The organism is Xylophilus ampelinus (genome assembly GCF_003217575.1).
In the GTDB taxonomy this organism is placed as follows: Bacteria; Pseudomonadota; Gammaproteobacteria; order Burkholderiales; family Burkholderiaceae_C; genus Xylophilus; species Xylophilus ampelinus.
In genome coordinates, this window is sequence record NZ_QJTC01000008.1 from 112,663 (window position 1) to 127,884 (window position 15,222).

The window sequence follows — 15,222 nt, forward strand, 5'->3', positions numbered from 1 at the left end:
CGCAAAAAACACAGGAGCGCACCCATGGAACCCGACCGCTACTCCGCCGAATCCCTGCCGGCCCGCCAGGCCGCCGCCGACGGCTCGCTCGTCACCGTCGGCTGGATCAGCTACCTGCTGCACCTGGTGGTGGCGGTGGCCGCCGTATTGCCCGGCGCGCAGGTGTCGATCGCGATCCTGATCGTGGCGCTGCTGATCGACCTGGTGAAGCGCGGCGATGCCGAAGGCACCTGGCAGGCCTCGCATTTCCGCTGGCGCATCCGCTCGGTCATCTGGGCGGCGGTACTGTACCTGGTGACCTCGCCCCTCTGGCTGTTCTTCCTGATCCCCGGCTGGATCGCCTGGATCGTCATCTCGATCTGGTTCCTCTACCGCATCGTGCTGGGCATGGTGCGGATGAACCGCCGCCAAGCGATGGAGACTTCGAGTGTCGTCTGATCCCGATTGCATCTTCTGCAGGCTCATCGCCGGCCAGATTCCGTCGCGCAAGGTCTACGAGGACGAGGACGTCTACGCCTTCCACGACATCCATCCGCATGCGCCGGTGCACTTCATGATCGTGCCGCGCAAGCACATCCCGTCGCTGGCCCAGGCGCAGCCTGACGACCAGGCGCTGCTCGGCAAGATCCTGCTGCTGGCGCCGAAGCTGGCGCTGGAGCAGGGTTGCAAGCCGTATCCCGAGGGCGGCTTCAGGGTGGTGATCAATACCGGCGACGAGGGCGGGCAGGAGGTGCACCACCTGCACGTGCATGTCCTGGGCGGCCCGCGCCCCTGGGCCAGGGGGTAGCATGGGCCCACCCCCAGGCTTCGCGCACTGCGTGTCGCTGCGCCAACCCCCTTCGAGGGGGCGACACCAGCGGTCCGGCGAAGCCGGTCCCGCAGTGTTTCCGGTCGTGTCGTCGCCTGTTCCGTCCGTGGGGCCTTCGGCGCCCGCCTAGAATCAGCGTCCCTACGTTAGGAGTCATCCATGGGTTCGTTTTCCATCTGGCACTGGTTGATCGTGCTGCTCATCGTCGTCATGGTGTTCGGTACCAAGAAGCTCAAGAACATGGGCTCCGATCTGGGCGGCGCCGTGAAGGGCTTCAAGGACGGCATGAAGGACGGCACCGCGTCGGCCGACGCCCCGGCACCCGGCACGGCGGTGCCACCGGCTTCGTCGCATGTCGCGCACAGCGCCGCACCCGACAAGGCGCCGATCGACGTAGAGTCGAAGACCCGGTCTTGATCGCCCCGACGGCGCCCTGATCCCGTGATCGACATCGGTCTTTCCAAGATGGCGCTGATCGGCGCCGTCGCGCTGATCGTGATCGGCCCCGAGAAGCTGCCCCGCGTGGCACGCACCGTGGGCACGCTGCTCGGCAAGGCGCAGCGCTACGTCTCCGACGTCAAGGCCGAGGTCAACCGGTCGATGGAACTCGACGAGCTTCGCAAGATGAAGGACACGGTCGATAGCGCCGCACGCGAGGTGCACGACTCGGCCCGCACCCACGCCAGCGACTTCGAGAAGAGCTGGTCTGACGCGCCGGCGGCCACCGACGACTACGGCAGCGGCAACAGCATCGCCCAGTCCGACGTGGCGCCGGCCTATCCGCAGTACCGGCATCCGAAGAAGAACTGGCGCCTGAAGCAGGGCGCCACCCCGCAGTGGTACAAGGCCCGCAACGGCGTCCGCAGCAAAGCCTTGTCGGGAGCCGCCCGGGTGGCGCGCTACCGGCCCAAAGTTCACTGACCTTTTCTTTCCTCGTGGCGCGGGCCCGGTGCCCGTCGCCGCACGACCGCCCCATGTCCGATTCCTCACGCGACGACGAACTCGCCGGCACCGAGCAGCCCTTCGTGGCGCATCTCATGGAGTTGCGCGACCGGCTGGTCAAGGCGCTGATCGCGGTCGGCATCGCGGCGGCGGTGCTGTTTTTCTATCCCGGCCCCGGCCCGCTCTACGACCTGCTGGCCGCGCCGCTGGTGCAGCACCTGCCCAAGGGCGCGACGCTGATCGCCACCTCGGTGATCTCGCCGTTCATGGTGCCGATCAAGATCCTGTTCATGGCGGCGTTCCTGGCGGCGCTGCCGGTGGTGCTCTACCAGGTATGGGCCTTCGTGGCGCCGGGCCTGTATTCGCACGAGAAGAAGCTGGTGCTGCCGCTGGTGATGTCGTCGACCTTCCTGTTCTTCGTGGGCGTGGCGTTCTGCTACTTCTTCGTCTTCGGCCAGGTGTTCGCCTTCATCCAGAGCTTCGCGCCCAAGAGCATCACGCCGGCGCCCGACATCGAGGAATACCTCAGTTTCGTGCTGACCATGTTCCTGGCCTTCGGCATCGCGTTCGAGGTGCCGATCGTGGTGGTGGTGCTGGCGCGGCTCGGCATCGTCAGCGTCGAGAAGCTGAAGTCCTTCCGCGGCTACTTCGTGGTGGGTGCGTTCATCGTGGCCGCCGTGGTGACGCCGCCCGACGTGGTGTCGCAGCTGTCGCTGGCGATCCCGATGTGCGTCCTGTACGAGGCCGGGCTCTGGGCCGCGCACTTCTTCATCAAGCACACCAAGGCGCCGGAAGACGAGGCCGAGACGACCGCCAGTTCCTGAGCGGCGGCTGTCGGATGCTTCGGTGCATTTTGGGCATCGAACAGGCCTGGAGCCGGCGCGGGACGCCGACTTCTAGCTATAGAAAATATAGCAAACCTGCACAGGGCGCCGGTCGTGTCCGCAGGCGCCTGGCCCGGTCGATCGATCTGCCGGTGGACGGAGCAGGGTGGAGCGCAGGCGTGCGTCTGCCTGCCCACCCAACCCCACGCGCCCACCCATCCGGTCAACTGCCCAGGTACGCTTCCTGCACCTTCGGATTGCCGAGCAGCGCCGCGCCGGTGTCGGCCAGCACGATCCTGCCGGTCTCGATCACGTAGCCCCGGTCGGCGATCTTCAGCGCCTGGCGCACGTTCTGCTCGACCAGGAAGATGGTCAGGCCGGCCTGGTTGATGGTGCGCAGGGTGCGGAAGATGTCCTGCACGATGATCGGCGCCAGGCCCATCGAGGGCTCGTCGAGCAGCAGCACCCGGGGCCGGGCCATCAGCGCGCGGCCGATGGCCAGCATCTGCTGCTCGCCGCCCGACAGATTGCCGGCCAGGCCGCCTTCGCGCTCGGCCAGCCGCGGGAACAGGCCGTAGACGTAGTCGAGGTCCTGCGCGCGCCGGGCGCGGTCGCGGCGGGTGTAGGCGCCCAGCTCCAGGTTCTCGCGCACGGTGAGCGTGGTCAGCGTGGCGCGGCCCTCGGCCACCTGCACCACGCCGCCCTGCACGATGCGGTGCGGCGCCAGCCCGGTGAGATCGCGGCCGTCGAAGCTGACCCGGCCGGCGGCCTTCTTCACCAGCCCCGAAAGCGCCAGCAGCGTGGTCGACTTGCCCGCGCCGTTGGCGCCGACCAGGGTGGTGATCCGGCCCTCGTGCAGCTCGAAGTCGATGCCCTTGACCGCCTCGATGTGGCCGAAGTTGACCTTCAGGCCTTCGACCGTCAGCAATGGAGAACCGCTCATGCCGGCGCTCCCGGTTGCGGCACCGAGGTGGGCGCCGTGCCGGCCGCCACCGCCGACGGCCTGCCGTCGGTGACGATGCCGTGCGGGCCGCCGCCGGCCTCGGGCTCGTCGTCCTCGCGGCCCAGGTAGGCCTCTATCACCTGCGGGTCGTTGCGGATCGCGTCGGGTCCGCCCTGGGCGATGATGCGGCCGAAGTTCAGCACGGCGATCTCCTGGCACAGGCCCATGACGAATCGCATGTCGTGCTCGATCATGAAAATGGTGTAGCCGCGGGCGCTGATGTTCTCGATCTCGCGCATCAGCTCGGTCTTCTCGCTGCTGTTCATGCCGGCGACCGGCTCGTCGAGCAGCAGCAGCTTCGGTCCGGTGGCCAGCGCGCGGGCCAGCTCCAGCTTGCGCTGTTCGCCGTAGGAGAGGTTGTCGGCGGTCTCCTCGGCCTTGTGGTCGAGCTTCATCCACGACAGCAGCTCGCGGGCCCGTTCCCGTGCCCGCTTTTCCTCGGCACGGAACAGGCCCGAGCTGGCCAGCAGCCCGCCCGCGCCGTAGCGCAGGTGGGCGTGCATGCCGACCATCACGTTCTGCAGCAGGCTCATTTCCTTGAACAGCCGGATGTTCTGGAAGGTGCGGCCCAGGCCCAGGCGGGTGATCTGGTGCGGCTTGCGGCCGACCAGGTCCTCGCCGTCGAAGCGGATGTTGCCGCTGGTGGGCGGCAGCAGGCCGGTGATCAGGTTGAAGACGGTGGTCTTGCCGGCGCCGTTGGGGCCGATCAGGCCGAAGATGCCGCCTTGCGGGATCGTGAGGTTCACGTCCTGCAGCACCTTCAGGCCGCCGAAGTGGCGAGAGACCGCGTCGAGTCGCAGTTCGGCGCTCATAGAAAAACCTCCGTGCTGCGCACCGCAGTGCGCGCCTGCCGGGGGCGGCCCGTCGCCGCGTTCATGCTGCGGCCCCCTGCTTGCGTGCGAACCAGCCGCGCAACCGCGCCGGGTCCCAGATGCCCCTGGGCAGGAACAGCACGATCAGCACCAGGATCACGCCGTTGACCACCAGCCGGAAGTCCTTGAAGCCGCGCAGCATTTCCGGCAGCACCGTCAGGATCATGCCGCCCAGCACAGGGCCGAACAGGCTGTTGATGCCGCCCAGCACCGCCATCGTCAGGATGTCGACGCCGCGGTCGAAGCCGTATTCGTTGGGGCCGATGAAGAAAGTCAGGTGCGCGTTGAGCGTGCCCGCCAGGCCGGCGATGGCCGCGCCCAGCACGAAGGCCAGCATCTTGTGGGCGCCCACGTCGATGCCCATCAGGCCGGCGGCCGTCTCGTCTTCCTTGATCGCCTCGAAGGCGCGGCCTACGCGCGAATGCCGCAGGCGCCAGAGCAGCGCCACCACCGCCAGCAGCGCGAGCGCCACGTGCCACCACTGGGTCGACTGCGGAATGCCGTTGAGGCCCAGGGCGCCGCCGGTAGTGCCCTCGGCGTTCAGGATCACGATGCGCACCACTTCGCCGAAGGCGAGCGTCGCCATCGCCAGATACACGCCCGACAGCCGCAGGGTGGGCTTGCCCATGACGAAGGCCATCAGCGCGGGCGCGGCCATGCCGGCCGCCAGCGCCACCGGGTAGGGCAGGCCCAGGTTCATCGTGACCAGCGCCGACACGTAGGCGCCGATGCCCATGAAGGCCGCGTTGGCCATCGTCAGCATGCCGCACGACAGGGTGAGGTAGATCGACAGCGCCAGCAGCGAGTTGGTGCCCAGCGTGAGCACCAGGTTGCTGTAGACCGACCAGAAGTTCTCGAGCATTTCCATGTCAGTGATCCACCCGACCGGTGTGTGAAGCACTTGGCGTGCTGTGGGGACGGTTCATATCAGGGATACCGCGGAACCGGCTTTGCCGGGCCGCCGGTATCGCCCCCTGCAAGGGGGTTGGCGCAGCGACACGCAGTGCGCGAAGACTGGGGGTGTTTTTCATCCTCAGACCTTGCGCTCTTGCAGCGTGCCGAACAGGCCCTTGGGGCGCACCAGCAGCACCAGGAACAGCAGGCCGAAGGCCACCGCGTCGCGCATGTTGGAGCCGATGTAGGCCACCGACAGCACCTCGGCGAAGCCCAGGAACAGGCCGCCCAGCATCGCGCCGCGGATGTCGCCCATGCCGCCCAGGATGATCACCGCGATGCCCTTGTGCAGGATCGGCTGGCCCATCAGCGGGAACACCGCGTTGGAGTACAGGCCGATCAGCACGCCGGCCACGCCGCCCAGGCCGGCGGCCGCGAACGAGGTCATGAAGAACAGGCCTTCGACGTCGATGCCCAGCAGGTAGGCCGCCCTGGGCGATTCGGCGATCGCGCGCAGCGCCCGGCCCAGCTGCGTCTTCTTCAGCGCCACCAGCAGCACCGCCATCAGCGCGAACGACAGCAGGATGATGCCCAGCTCGACCGAGGTGAGGTGCAGGCCGGCGAAATTGATCGCGTCGTCGGACACGGCACCCGGCGGGAAGCGCAGGTTCTGCGCGCCGAAGATGCCCTGGATGCCGTTGTTGAGGATGATGGCCACGCCGATGGTCGCGATCATCGGGATCAGGTGGGGCGCGTTGCGGGCGCGCAGCGGCCGCAGCACCAGCACGTCGATCAGCAGCCCCAGCACGCCGCAGAACAGGAACGCGAACAGCAGCCCCGCCCAAAGCGGCAGGGCGAGCCGCGCCATGGCCTCGACCGCCGCATAGGCCCCGACCATGAAGACGGCGCCGTGCGAGAGGTTGATGACGCCGAGCACGCCGAAGATGAGGGTGAAGCCGAGCGCGAAGAGCGCGTAGACGCACCCGAGCGACAGGGCATTGAAGAGTTGCTGTTCCAGCACGGTCGTGTCCAGACAGTGCGCGTATCGCGCGTTGCAAAAAACAAAAAAACGGCGCGGTGTGCCGCGCCGTCCGAGCGGAAGGTCCGCAGGCCCGGTCGGCTTACTTCTCGATCACGAACCGGTTGCCCTGCGTCACGCTGACGATCGGGGTCTGCTGCGCGTCGTAGCCGGCGGGCTTGCCGGCCTTGTCGTTGGCGCGGCGGAACTCGAACGCGCCGGTGGCACCGGTCCACTTGACCTTGGGCAGCGCGTCGCGCACCGCGGTGCGGTCGGCCGGAAGCTGGCCGGTGATCTTGACGGACTTGATCGCCTGTGCGGCGATGTAGAGCGCGTCGTAGGCTTGCGCTGCGAACTGGTCGGGCGCGGCGCTGTACTTGGCGGTGTAGGCCTTGATGAACCTGGCGTTCTCCGGCGTGTCGTTGCTGGCCGACCACGGGCTGCCCACGTACAGACCGTCGGACTTGTCCTTGGCCAGTTCGAAGATCTTGGTCGAGTTCATGCCGTTGCCGCCGATCACCGGCACGTTCAGTCCGATCTGGCGGGCCTGCACCATGATCGGCGCGCCTTCGGCGAGCAGGGCCGACAGCACGATCGCATCCGGGTTGCCGGCCTTGATCTTGGTGAGCTGGGCCTTGAAGTCGACGTCGCCCTTGGCGAAGGTCTCGGTGGTGGTCACCGGAATCTTCAGGTCGTCGAGCGCCTTCTTGAAGTTGTCGTAGCCGCTCTTGGTGAACACGTCGTCGTTGCCGTAGAACACCGCGACCTTCTTCACGCCGGCCTTGGCGACCGCGGTCTTGATGGTGGCGGGCAGCACGTCGGCCTCGGTCACCGAGTTGCGGAACACGTAGTCGCCGATCGAGGTGATGCCGTCGGCGGTGTTGGAGGTGCCGAACGCGACTGTCTTCGCGGCCTGGGCCACCGGATCGGCCGCCTGGGCCGAGTTGGACAGCGTCGGGCCGAAGACCATCAGCACCTTGTCCTGGAAGATCAGTTTCTTGAAGACGTTGATCGCTTCTTCCTTCTTGCCCTGCTCGTCCTCCACCACCAGCACGATCCTGTCGCCGTGAATGCCGCCGGCGGCGTTGAGCTCGTCGGCCGCCAGCTGGAAGCCGTTGCGGATCGCCGAGCCGTACTGGGCGGCACCGCCCGACAGGGCTTCCGCGACGCCGATCCTGAGGTCGGCCGCCTGGGCGGCGGTGGCAAGGCTCCCCGCAACCAGCAGGGCGATCAGCGGACGCTGGGATGGAACGTAGCGCATGGGAATCCTTGGGAAATCGTGATGGAATGGCGGCGGATTCTACCCGGCGCCCCCGGGGCTTATCAGAGGGAAAGACCTTGCCGCGCGGGGTCTGCCGGGCACCGGCGGCCGCCCCGCCGCACGGCCCGCCGGAGCCGCCCGGCGCGCCTCAGTTGCGGACCGAGGCGCGGGGCCGGGTGCCGGTCGCCACCTCCAGCGTCAGCCGGCCGTCGCCGCGCAGCAGCGTGAACGGCGCGGTGGTGCCGGGCTTGATCGACGCCACGGCGGTCATCAGCTCCGACACGTTGTCGACCGCCTTCGGGCCGACCTGCACGATCACGTCGCCGGGCCGGATGCCCGCCTGCGCGGCCGGGCCGGCCTGCAGCACGCCGGTGATGATCACGCCCTGCGACGCCTTCACGCCGAAGGTCTCGGCCAGCTCGGGCGAGAGTTCGTTGGGCTCCACCCCGATCCAGCCGCGCTGCACCTGGCCGTCGGTCACGATGCCTTCGAGCACCTGCTTGGCGGTGGAGACGGGGATCGCGAAGCCGATGCCCATGCTGCCGCCCGAGCGCGAGTAGATGGCGGTGTTGATGCCCATCAGGTTGCCGTTGACGTCGGTCAGCGCACCGCCCGAGTTGCCCGGGTTGATCGCCGCGTCGGTCTGGATGAAGTTCTCGAAGGTGTTGATGCCCAGCTGGTTGCGGCCGAGCGCGCTGACGATGCCGCTGGTGACCGTCTGGCCCACGCCGAACGGGTTGCCGATCGCCAGCACCTTGTCGCCCACCAGCAGCTGGTCGGAGTTGCCCAGCACGATGACCGGCAGCTTGTCGAGCGTGATCTTGAGCACCGCCAGGTCGGTCTCGGGGTCGGTGCCGATCACCTTGGCCTGGGTGCGGCGGCTGTCGTTGAGCATCACCTCGATCTCGTCGGCGCCTTCGACCACGTGGTTGTTGGTGAGGATGTAGCCGTCGGGGCTCACGATCACGCCGCTGCCCAGGCCCGCCTGCGGCTGGCTGTTGCCCTGGTCGCCGAAGAAGAACTGGAACCACGGATCGTTGCTGCGCGGATGGCGCGGGGCGGCCTTGCTGGTGCTGATGCTGACCACCGCCGGAGACGCTTTCTTGGCCGCCGCGGCCAGGCTGCCGGGCTCGGGCGGCGCGGCCACGGCGGCGGGCGCCTCCAGCAGCGAAACGATGCCGCCGCGCAAGCTCGGCCGGCCCAGCCAGTCGGGCTTCAACACCGCGACGACGAAATAGGCCGCCAGCAGGACGGTGACGGTTTGCGAGAACAGCAGCCAGATGCGCTTCATGGAGAACCAGACGGGAATCGAAGGGCGCCGAGGTGCGCGGTGCCCCATTCTCGCCGATGCCACCCGTGCGGGCGCGGGCCCGCATGAAACAGAATAGGCGCCATGTCTTGCCCACCTTCCGAACCCGCCACCGCGGAGCGCGGCCTGCTGCTGCGCCGATTCGACGAACTCCTGTCGCCCGAGCGCTTCAAGGACTACGGACCCAACGGCCTGCAGGTGGAGGGCCGCGCGCAGGTCGGCCACATCGTCTCGGGCGTCACCGCCAGCCGCGCGCTGATCGAGGCGGCGATCGATCTGCGGGCCGATGCGCTCTTCGTACACCACGGCCTCTTCTGGCGCGGCCACGACGGCCGGGTCACCGGCTGGCTGCGGCGGCGGCTGGGCTTGCTGCTGGCGCACGACATCAGCCTGTTCGCCTACCACCTGCCGCTGGACGCGCACCCGGTCTTCGGCAACAACGCGCAGCTGGGCGCGCGGCTGGGTTGGGCGGCCGACGCCTGGTTCGGCGAGCAGTCGCTGGGCTGCCTGGCGCCCGCGGCGTTCGAGGATGCCGAGGCGCTGGCGCGGCATGTGGAGCGCACGGTGGCGCGGCCGGTCACCCTGGTCGACCCGGGCCGCGGCGCCATCCGGCGGGTGGCCTGGTGCACCGGCGGCGCGCAGGGCTACTTCGAGGCCGCCATCGCCGCCGGGGCCGACGCGTTCGTGACCGGCGAGATCTCGGAGCCGCAGGCCCACTATGCGCGGGAGCTGGGCGTGGCCTACATCGCCTGCGGCCACCATGCCAGCGAGCGCTACGGTGCACCTGCGGCGGCCGGCCACGTGGCCGAAGCCCTGGGCCTGCGGCACACCTTCGTCGATATCCCCAATCCCGGTTAAAAATGTGAGAGAACCTGCTGCGCAGCCCGATTGCGCGTCTGCGGTCCTCACCGTACGAAAGTACGGCTCCGGTCCTCAACGCACACTCGGGCTTGCTCGCTACGGTTCTTTCACATTTTTCGGTGGCCCGTGCTCAGGGCCTCCTGTTCTCACTATTTCCACCCGATGAGTTCTGCACCGACATCGCTTCGCCCGCTGGCGATCACCGCGGGTGATCCGGCCGGCATCGGTCCTGAGACGATCGCGATGCTGTTCCGCGATGCGCCGGACGTGCTGCACGGCTGCTTCGTGGTCGGCGACCGCGCGGTGCTGCGCCGGGCGGCGGCGGTCGTGGCGGGGGGCGGGCCGTCGATTCCGGTGGCCGAGATCGCCTCGCCGGCCGAGGCGCCCGGCCTGCCGCCGCGCTGCATCCCGGTGCTGCCGGTGGTGGTGGCGCAGGCGGTGGTGCCGTTCGGCACGGTGTCGGCCGAGGCCGGCCGGCAGGCGGCCGAGAGCGTGCGCTGGGCGGCCCGTGCGGCCCTGCGCGGCGAGATCGCGGGTCTGGTCACCGCGCCGCTGCACAAGGAGGCGTTGCACGCCGCCGGCGAATCCTTTCCCGGCCACACCGAGCTGCTGCAGGCCGAGGCCGCCGCGTTCCAGGGCCTGCCGGTGGCCCGGGTGCCGGTGCGCATGATGCTGGCCAACGACGAGCTGCGTACCGTGCTGGTCAGCATCCACCTGTCGCTGCGCGACGCGCTCGACGCGGTGACGGGCGACAGCGTGCTGCAGACGCTGCGCATCGCCCACCGGTCGCTCGCGCGGATGCTGGGCCGCCCGCCGCGGCTGGGCGTGGCCGGGGTCAATCCGCATGCGGGGGAGGGCGGGCTGTTCGGGCAGGAAGAGATACTGCACATCGCCCCGGCGGTCGCCGCGGCGCGGGCCGAAGGCATCGACGCCGCGGGGCCGTTCGCGCCCGACACCGTCTTCATGCGGGCCCGCGACATGGCCGCCCGGCCCGGCGAGTTCGATGCGGTGGTCGCGATGTACCACGACCAGGGGCTGATCCCGGTCAAGTACCTGGGCGTGGAGCGGGGCGTGAACGTGACCCTGGGCCTGCCGCTGGTGCGCACCAGCCCCGACCACGGCACCGCCTTCGACATCGCCGGCACCGGCCGGGCCGATCCGTCGAGCCTGCTGGCCGCCGTGCGGATGGCCCGGGTTCTGGCGGGCTAGGATTTCAAGGAAAAAATGGCCGTAGCCGTTAAAGCACGCCGACCTCTAGCTATTTAATTGATAGCAATCGGTGTTCAGGGCCGGGCGCGCAGGCTGTCGCGGATTTCGCGCAGCAGCACGATGTCTTCCGCCGGGGCGGCCGGTGTCGCCGGGGCCGCGGCCTCCTTGCGGCGCAGGCGGTTGATCTGCTTGACCATGACGAAGATCACCAGCGCGAGGATGAAGAAGTTCACCGACACCGTGATGAAGTTGCCGTAGGCGAAGACGGGCACGCCCGCCTTCTTCAGGTCGACCAGGGTACGCGGCACCCCCGCCGGGATCGCGCCCAGTACCGCGAACATGCTGGAGAAGTCGAGCCGGCCGAACACCAGGCCCACCACCGGCATGATGATGTCGCTCACCAGCGAGTCGACGATCTTGCCGAAAGCCCCGCCGATGATCACGCCCACGGCCAGGTCGACCACGTTGCCCTTGAGGGAGAAATCCTTGAATTCCTGAACGATGCCCATGGCGTGCGCCTCCGCTGGTATTTACCGGTTGAAAACGCGCCAGTATCGCTGCACCGTGGGGGCTTCCGACGGCCCGGATAGGGGAAAAACCCCGCGGAAACGCTCCGCTACAATCTTCGGCTGACCCCCACAAGCGATGATCATCGAGGATTTCCATGAGCGAATCTTTAGTCGAGCGCCCGAGGATCGACCGCAGCAAACGCACCTGGCTCATCGCTTCGAGCTGCGCCGGTGCGATCGGGGGCGCGGCTACCGCCATTCCTTTCGTGAGCACCTTCCAGCCTTCCGAGAAGGCGAAGGCCGCCGGTGCCGCGGTGGAAGTCGACATCTCCGGCCTGAAGGAAGGCGAGAAGATGACCGTCGAGTGGCGGGGCAAGCCGGTCTGGATCCTCAAGCGCAGCAAGGCTCAGGTCGACGAACTGCCGAAGCTCGACGGCCAGTTGGCCGACCCGAAGTCGCTGCGCAACCCCGACGAATTCACGCCCGCATACGCCCGCAACGAAGGCCGCTCGATCAAGCCCGAGGTGCTGGTGGTGGTCGGCATCTGCACCCACCTCGGCTGCTCGCCGGTCGACCGGCTGCAGGCCGGCCCGCAACCGTCGCTGCCCGACAACTGGGAAGGCGGCTTTCTCTGCCCTTGCCACGGATCGACCTTCGACCTGGCGGGCCGCGTCTTCAAGAACAAGCCCGCACCCGACAACCTGCCGGTGCCGCCCCACATGTACCTCACCGATACGCGCCTGCTGATCGGCCAAGACGACAAGAAGGCTTGACGGAGACACGGCCATGGCTGAATTCAAACCCATTTCCCCCAATGCGCCGATCGGCGCCAAGCTGATGAACTGGGTGGACAACCGGTTCCCGGCGTCCAAGCTCTACAAAGAGCACATGAGCGAGTACTACGCTCCGAAGAACTTCAACGTCTGGTACATCTTCGGCTCGCTGGCCCTGCTGGTGCTGGTGATCCAGATCGTCACCGGCATCTTCCTGGTGATGCACTACAAGCCCGATGCGACGCTGGCGTTCGCCTCGGTCGAGTACATCATGCGCGACGTGCCCTGGGGCTGGTTGATCCGCTACATGCACTCCACCGGCGCCTCGGCGTTCTTCGTGGTGGTGTACCTGCACATGTTCCGCGGGCTGTTGTACGGCTCCTACCGCAAGCCGCGCGAGCTGGTCTGGCTCTTCGGCTGCGGCATCTTCCTGTGCCTGATGGCCGAGGCCTTCATGGGCTACCTGCTGCCCTGGGGCCAGATGTCGTACTGGGGCGCGCAGGTGATCGTGAACCTGTTCGCCGCGATCCCCTTCGTCGGCCCCGACCTGGCCCTGCTGATCCGCGGCGACTACGTGGTGTCGGACGCCACGCTCAACCGCTTCTTCAGCTTCCACGTCATCGCGGTGCCGCTGGTGCTGCTGGGCCTGGTGGTGGCGCACATCGTCGCACTGCACGAGGTCGGCTCCAACAACCCCGACGGCGTCGAGATCAAGAAGTACAAGGATGCGAAGGGCATTCCGCTCGACGGCATCCCGTTCCACCCGTACTACACGGTGCACGACATCTTCGGCGTCTGCGTGTTCCTGATGGTCTTCACCGCCATCATCTTCTTCGCACCCGAGGCCGGCGGCTACTTCCTGGAGTACAACAACTTCATCCCGGCCGATCCGCTGAAGACGCCGAACCACATCGCACCGGTCTGGTACTTCACCCCGTTCTATTCGATGCTGCGGGCCATCACCAGCGAGATGATGTACGCGCTGATCGCCTGCGTGCTGGGCTCGGCCATCCTTTGCGCCGTCAAGAGCCGGCTGGCCGGTTTCCTGAAGGGCCTGATCGTGCTGGTCGCCCTCGGCGCGATCGCCGCGATGCTGTCGATCGACGCCAAGTTCTGGGGCGTGGTGGTGATGGGCGGCGCGGTCGTCATCCTGTTCTTCCTGCCGTGGCTCGACCACAGCCCGGTCAAGTCGATCCGCTACCGCCCCGACTGGCACAAGTACCTGTACGGCATCTTCGTCGTCAACTTCGTGGTGCTGGGCTACCTGGGCGTGCAGCCGCCGTCGCCGCTCGGCGAGCGCGTGTCGCAGGTCGGCACCCTGTTCTATTTCGGCTTCTTCCTGCTGATGCCGTGGTGGAGCCGCCTGGGCGAACCCAAGCCGGTGCCCGACCGCGTCACCTTCGCCGCGCACTGAGCCCGAGCCCCGGGAGAAGCACGATGAACACCATGGGTTACGCAAAGAAGATCCTGCTGGCGCTGGTGGCGGCCGCGGGCCTGGCCGCCGGTGCGCACGCCGCCGAGGGCGGGATCGCCTGGGACGAGGCGCCCAACAAGACCAACGATCTGCAGTCGCTCCAGAACGGCGCCAAGATCTTCGTCAATTACTGCCTGGGCTGTCACTCGGCCGCCTTCATGCGCTACAACCGGCTGCAGGACATCGGCCTGTCGGAGCAGCAGGTCAAGGACAATCTGCTGTTCACCACCGAGAAGGTGGGCGACACGATGAAGGCCGCGATCGATCCGAAGCAGGCCAAGGAATGGTTCGGCGGCAACCCGCCCGACCTGACCCTGGTCGCCCGGTCCCGCGCCGGCCACGGCGGATCGGGCGCGGACTACCTCTACACCTTCTTGCGCACCTTCTACCGCGACGAGACCAAGCCGACCGGCTGGAACAACCTGGCCTATCCCAACGTCGGCATGCCGAACGTGCTGTGGGAACTGCAGGGAGAGCGCCGCCCGGTCTACGAGGAACGCATCGAGCACGGCCACGCCACCCACGTCTTCACCGGCTGGGAGCAGACCAGGCCCGGTACCCTGACGCCGCTGCAGTACGAGCAGTCGATCGGCGATCTGGTCAACTACCTGCAGTGGATGGCCGAGCCGGCACAGAACACGCGGGTGCGCGTGGGTGTCGCGGTGCTGCTGTTCCTGCTGGTGCTGACCGTCTTCACCTGGCGCCTCAACGCGGCGTTCTGGAAGGACGTGAAATAGTCTTCGCGTCCGCCCTCGCATCGCCACGCGCGGGCCCGTCCCGCGCGTCGGCATTTCCTGGAGTGGGAGTGCCTCGCATCCCCGCTCCTTCGATTTTTAGGAGCCTTCCACCATGATGGTGCTTTACTCGGGCACGACCTGCCCCTTTTCCCACCGTTGCCGCTTCGTCCTGTTCGAGAAAGGCATGGACTTCGAGATCCGGGACGTCGATCTCTACAACAAGCCCGAAGACATCAACGTGATGAACCCGTACGGCCAAGTGCCGATCCTGGTCGAGCGCGACCTGATCCTGTACGAGTCGAACATCATCAACGAGTACATCGACGAGCGTTTCCCGCACCCGCAGCTGATGCCCGGCGACCCGGTCGACCGCGCCCGCGTCCGCCTGTTCCTGCTCAATTTCGAGAAGGAGCTGTTCGTGCATGTCAACGTGCTCGAATCGCGTGCCGTCAAGGGCAACGAGAAGGTGCTGGAGAAAGCCCGCGCCCACATCCGCGACCGCCTGACGCAGCTGGCCCCGGTGTTCCTCAAGAACAAGTTCATGCTGGGCGACAACTTCTCGATGCTCGACGTGGCGATCGCGCCGCTGCTCTGGCGCCTGGACTACTACGGCATCGACCTGAGCAAGAACGCCGCGCCGCTGCTGAAGTACGCCGAGCGCATCTTCTCGCGCCCCGCCTACATCGAAGCGCTGACGCCGTCCGAAAAGGTCATGCGCAAGTAAGTAA

17 protein-coding genes and 1 pseudogene are annotated in these 15,222 nt (G+C 67.6%); 11 read left to right on the forward strand and 7 right to left on the reverse strand.

Annotated elements, in window-relative coordinates; all coding sequences use genetic code 11:
* Positions 1-24: 24 nt before the first annotated feature.
* The 5 genes from DFQ15_RS07330 (at position 25) to tatC (ending at position 2,574) form a co-directional block, all read left to right on the forward strand.
* On the forward strand, positions 25-438 hold the full coding sequence (locus DFQ15_RS07330) for a DUF4870 family protein (RefSeq protein WP_110465352.1): 414 nt from the start codon (positions 25-27) through the stop codon (positions 436-438).
* Positions 428-787, forward strand: a complete 360-nt coding sequence (locus DFQ15_RS07335; RefSeq protein ID WP_110465353.1) for a histidine triad nucleotide-binding protein — start codon at positions 428-430, stop codon at positions 785-787. The genes DFQ15_RS07330 and DFQ15_RS07335 overlap by 11 nt, the downstream gene beginning before the upstream one ends.
* A 180-nt stretch (positions 788-967) precedes the next feature.
* Entirely contained in the window at positions 968-1,225 is a 258-nt protein-coding gene (tatA, locus tag DFQ15_RS07345; protein ID WP_110465354.1) for a Sec-independent protein translocase subunit TatA, read from the forward strand.
* A 24-nt stretch (positions 1,226-1,249) separates the two neighbouring features.
* Positions 1,250-1,729, forward strand: a complete 480-nt coding sequence (gene tatB, locus DFQ15_RS07350; RefSeq protein WP_110465355.1) for a Sec-independent protein translocase protein TatB — start codon at positions 1,250-1,252, stop codon at positions 1,727-1,729.
* A 53-nt stretch (positions 1,730-1,782) separates the two neighbouring features.
* Positions 1,783-2,574, forward strand: coding sequence for a twin-arginine translocase subunit TatC (gene tatC, locus DFQ15_RS07355; protein ID WP_110465356.1), 792 nt, complete (start codon positions 1,783-1,785; stop codon positions 2,572-2,574).
* Between the two features lie 223 nt (positions 2,575-2,797).
* Here the strand turns inward: tatC and DFQ15_RS07360 are convergent, their stop codons facing one another.
* The 6 genes and pseudogenes from DFQ15_RS07360 to DFQ15_RS07390 all read right to left on the reverse strand — a co-directional run bounded on the left by DFQ15_RS07360 (position 2,798) and on the right by DFQ15_RS07390 (position 8,913).
* Positions 2,798-3,517, reverse strand: a complete 720-nt coding sequence (locus tag DFQ15_RS07360) for an ABC transporter ATP-binding protein (protein WP_110465357.1) — start codon at positions 3,515-3,517, stop codon at positions 2,798-2,800.
* A gap of 98 nt (positions 3,518-3,615) precedes the next feature.
* Positions 3,616-4,389 (reverse strand): annotated as a pseudogene (locus tag DFQ15_RS07365) (ABC transporter ATP-binding protein); the annotation flags it as partial.
* 61 nt (positions 4,390-4,450) lie between these two features.
* The gene (locus DFQ15_RS07370) at positions 4,451-5,317 is read right to left on the reverse strand and encodes a branched-chain amino acid ABC transporter permease (RefSeq protein ID WP_110465359.1); all 867 of its coding nucleotides are present in this window, start codon (positions 5,315-5,317) and stop codon (positions 4,451-4,453) included.
* 165 nt (positions 5,318-5,482) lie between these two features.
* Entirely contained in the window at positions 5,483-6,364 is an 882-nt protein-coding gene (locus DFQ15_RS07380) for a branched-chain amino acid ABC transporter permease (RefSeq protein ID WP_110465360.1), read from the reverse strand.
* Positions 6,365-6,464: 100 nt separating this feature from the next.
* Positions 6,465-7,622 carry an ABC transporter substrate-binding protein gene (locus DFQ15_RS07385; protein WP_110465361.1) on the reverse strand — a complete coding sequence of 386 codons (1,158 nt, stop codon included), beginning with the start codon at positions 7,620-7,622 and terminating at the stop codon, positions 6,465-6,467.
* Positions 7,623-7,770: 148 nt separating this feature from the next.
* Entirely contained in the window at positions 7,771-8,913 is a 1,143-nt protein-coding gene (locus DFQ15_RS07390; RefSeq protein WP_110465362.1) for a Do family serine endopeptidase, read from the reverse strand.
* 102 nt (positions 8,914-9,015) lie between these two features.
* Here DFQ15_RS07390 and DFQ15_RS07395 point away from each other — a divergent pair, with 102 nt between their 5' ends.
* Together DFQ15_RS07395 and pdxA are read left to right on the forward strand one after the other, a co-directional pair.
* The gene (locus DFQ15_RS07395) at positions 9,016-9,789 is read left to right on the forward strand and encodes a Nif3-like dinuclear metal center hexameric protein (RefSeq protein WP_110465363.1); all 774 of its coding nucleotides are present in this window, start codon (positions 9,016-9,018) and stop codon (positions 9,787-9,789) included.
* Between the two features lie 165 nt (positions 9,790-9,954).
* Entirely contained in the window at positions 9,955-11,001 is a 1,047-nt protein-coding gene (gene pdxA, locus DFQ15_RS07400) for a 4-hydroxythreonine-4-phosphate dehydrogenase PdxA (RefSeq protein WP_110465364.1), read from the forward strand.
* Between the two features lie 74 nt (positions 11,002-11,075).
* On the opposite strand, the gene mscL is transcribed toward pdxA, so the two are convergent.
* Positions 11,076-11,510, reverse strand: a complete 435-nt coding sequence (mscL, locus tag DFQ15_RS07405) for a large conductance mechanosensitive channel protein MscL (protein ID WP_110465365.1) — start codon at positions 11,508-11,510, stop codon at positions 11,076-11,078.
* A gap of 155 nt (positions 11,511-11,665) precedes the next feature.
* On the opposite strand from mscL, the gene petA reads away from it, so the two are divergent.
* The 4 genes from petA to DFQ15_RS07425 all read left to right on the forward strand — a co-directional run bounded on the left by petA (position 11,666) and on the right by DFQ15_RS07425 (position 15,218).
* Positions 11,666-12,283 carry a ubiquinol-cytochrome c reductase iron-sulfur subunit gene (gene petA / locus DFQ15_RS07410; protein WP_110465366.1) on the forward strand — a complete coding sequence of 206 codons (618 nt, stop codon included), beginning with the start codon at positions 11,666-11,668 and terminating at the stop codon, positions 12,281-12,283.
* Between the two features lie 13 nt (positions 12,284-12,296).
* Complete coding sequence (locus tag DFQ15_RS07415) at positions 12,297-13,697, forward strand: cytochrome b (protein ID WP_110465367.1); 1,401 nt, start codon at positions 12,297-12,299, stop codon at positions 13,695-13,697.
* Between the two features lie 23 nt (positions 13,698-13,720).
* Positions 13,721-14,494, forward strand: coding sequence for a cytochrome c1 (locus DFQ15_RS07420; RefSeq protein WP_233504332.1), 774 nt, complete (start codon positions 13,721-13,723; stop codon positions 14,492-14,494).
* 112 nt (positions 14,495-14,606) lie between these two features.
* On the forward strand, positions 14,607-15,218 hold the full coding sequence (locus DFQ15_RS07425) for a glutathione S-transferase N-terminal domain-containing protein (RefSeq protein WP_110465368.1): 612 nt from the start codon (positions 14,607-14,609) through the stop codon (positions 15,216-15,218).
* Positions 15,219-15,222 lie beyond the last annotated feature (4 nt).

What these genes read in the sequence shown, in the direction of transcription:
- pdxA (WP_110465364.1), top strand. Translation starts at nt 9,955, where the DNA reads ATGAGTTCTGCACCGACATCGCTTCGCCCGCTGGCGATCACCGCGGGT.
- DFQ15_RS07360 (WP_110465357.1), bottom strand. Translation starts at nt 3,517, where the DNA reads ATGAGCGGTTCTCCATTGCTGACGGTCGAAGGCCTGAAGGTCAACTTC.
- DFQ15_RS07395 (WP_110465363.1), top strand. Translation starts at nt 9,016, where the DNA reads ATGTCTTGCCCACCTTCCGAACCCGCCACCGCGGAGCGCGGCCTGCTG.
- tatA (WP_110465354.1), top strand. Translation starts at nt 968, where the DNA reads ATGGGTTCGTTTTCCATCTGGCACTGGTTGATCGTGCTGCTCATCGTC.
- DFQ15_RS07330 (WP_110465352.1), top strand. Translation starts at nt 25, where the DNA reads ATGGAACCCGACCGCTACTCCGCCGAATCCCTGCCGGCCCGCCAGGCC.
- mscL (WP_110465365.1), bottom strand. Translation starts at nt 11,510, where the DNA reads ATGGGCATCGTTCAGGAATTCAAGGATTTCTCCCTCAAGGGCAACGTG.
- DFQ15_RS07385 (WP_110465361.1), bottom strand. Translation starts at nt 7,622, where the DNA reads ATGCGCTACGTTCCATCCCAGCGTCCGCTGATCGCCCTGCTGGTTGCG.
- DFQ15_RS07415 (WP_110465367.1), top strand. Translation starts at nt 12,297, where the DNA reads ATGGCTGAATTCAAACCCATTTCCCCCAATGCGCCGATCGGCGCCAAG.
- DFQ15_RS07420 (WP_233504332.1), top strand. Translation starts at nt 13,721, where the DNA reads ATGAACACCATGGGTTACGCAAAGAAGATCCTGCTGGCGCTGGTGGCG.
- DFQ15_RS07390 (WP_110465362.1), bottom strand. Translation starts at nt 8,913, where the DNA reads ATGAAGCGCATCTGGCTGCTGTTCTCGCAAACCGTCACCGTCCTGCTG.
- petA (WP_110465366.1), top strand. Translation starts at nt 11,666, where the DNA reads ATGAGCGAATCTTTAGTCGAGCGCCCGAGGATCGACCGCAGCAAACGC.
- DFQ15_RS07370 (WP_110465359.1), bottom strand. Translation starts at nt 5,317, where the DNA reads ATGGAAATGCTCGAGAACTTCTGGTCGGTCTACAGCAACCTGGTGCTC.
- tatC (WP_110465356.1), top strand. Translation starts at nt 1,783, where the DNA reads ATGTCCGATTCCTCACGCGACGACGAACTCGCCGGCACCGAGCAGCCC.
- DFQ15_RS07425 (WP_110465368.1), top strand. Translation starts at nt 14,607, where the DNA reads ATGATGGTGCTTTACTCGGGCACGACCTGCCCCTTTTCCCACCGTTGC.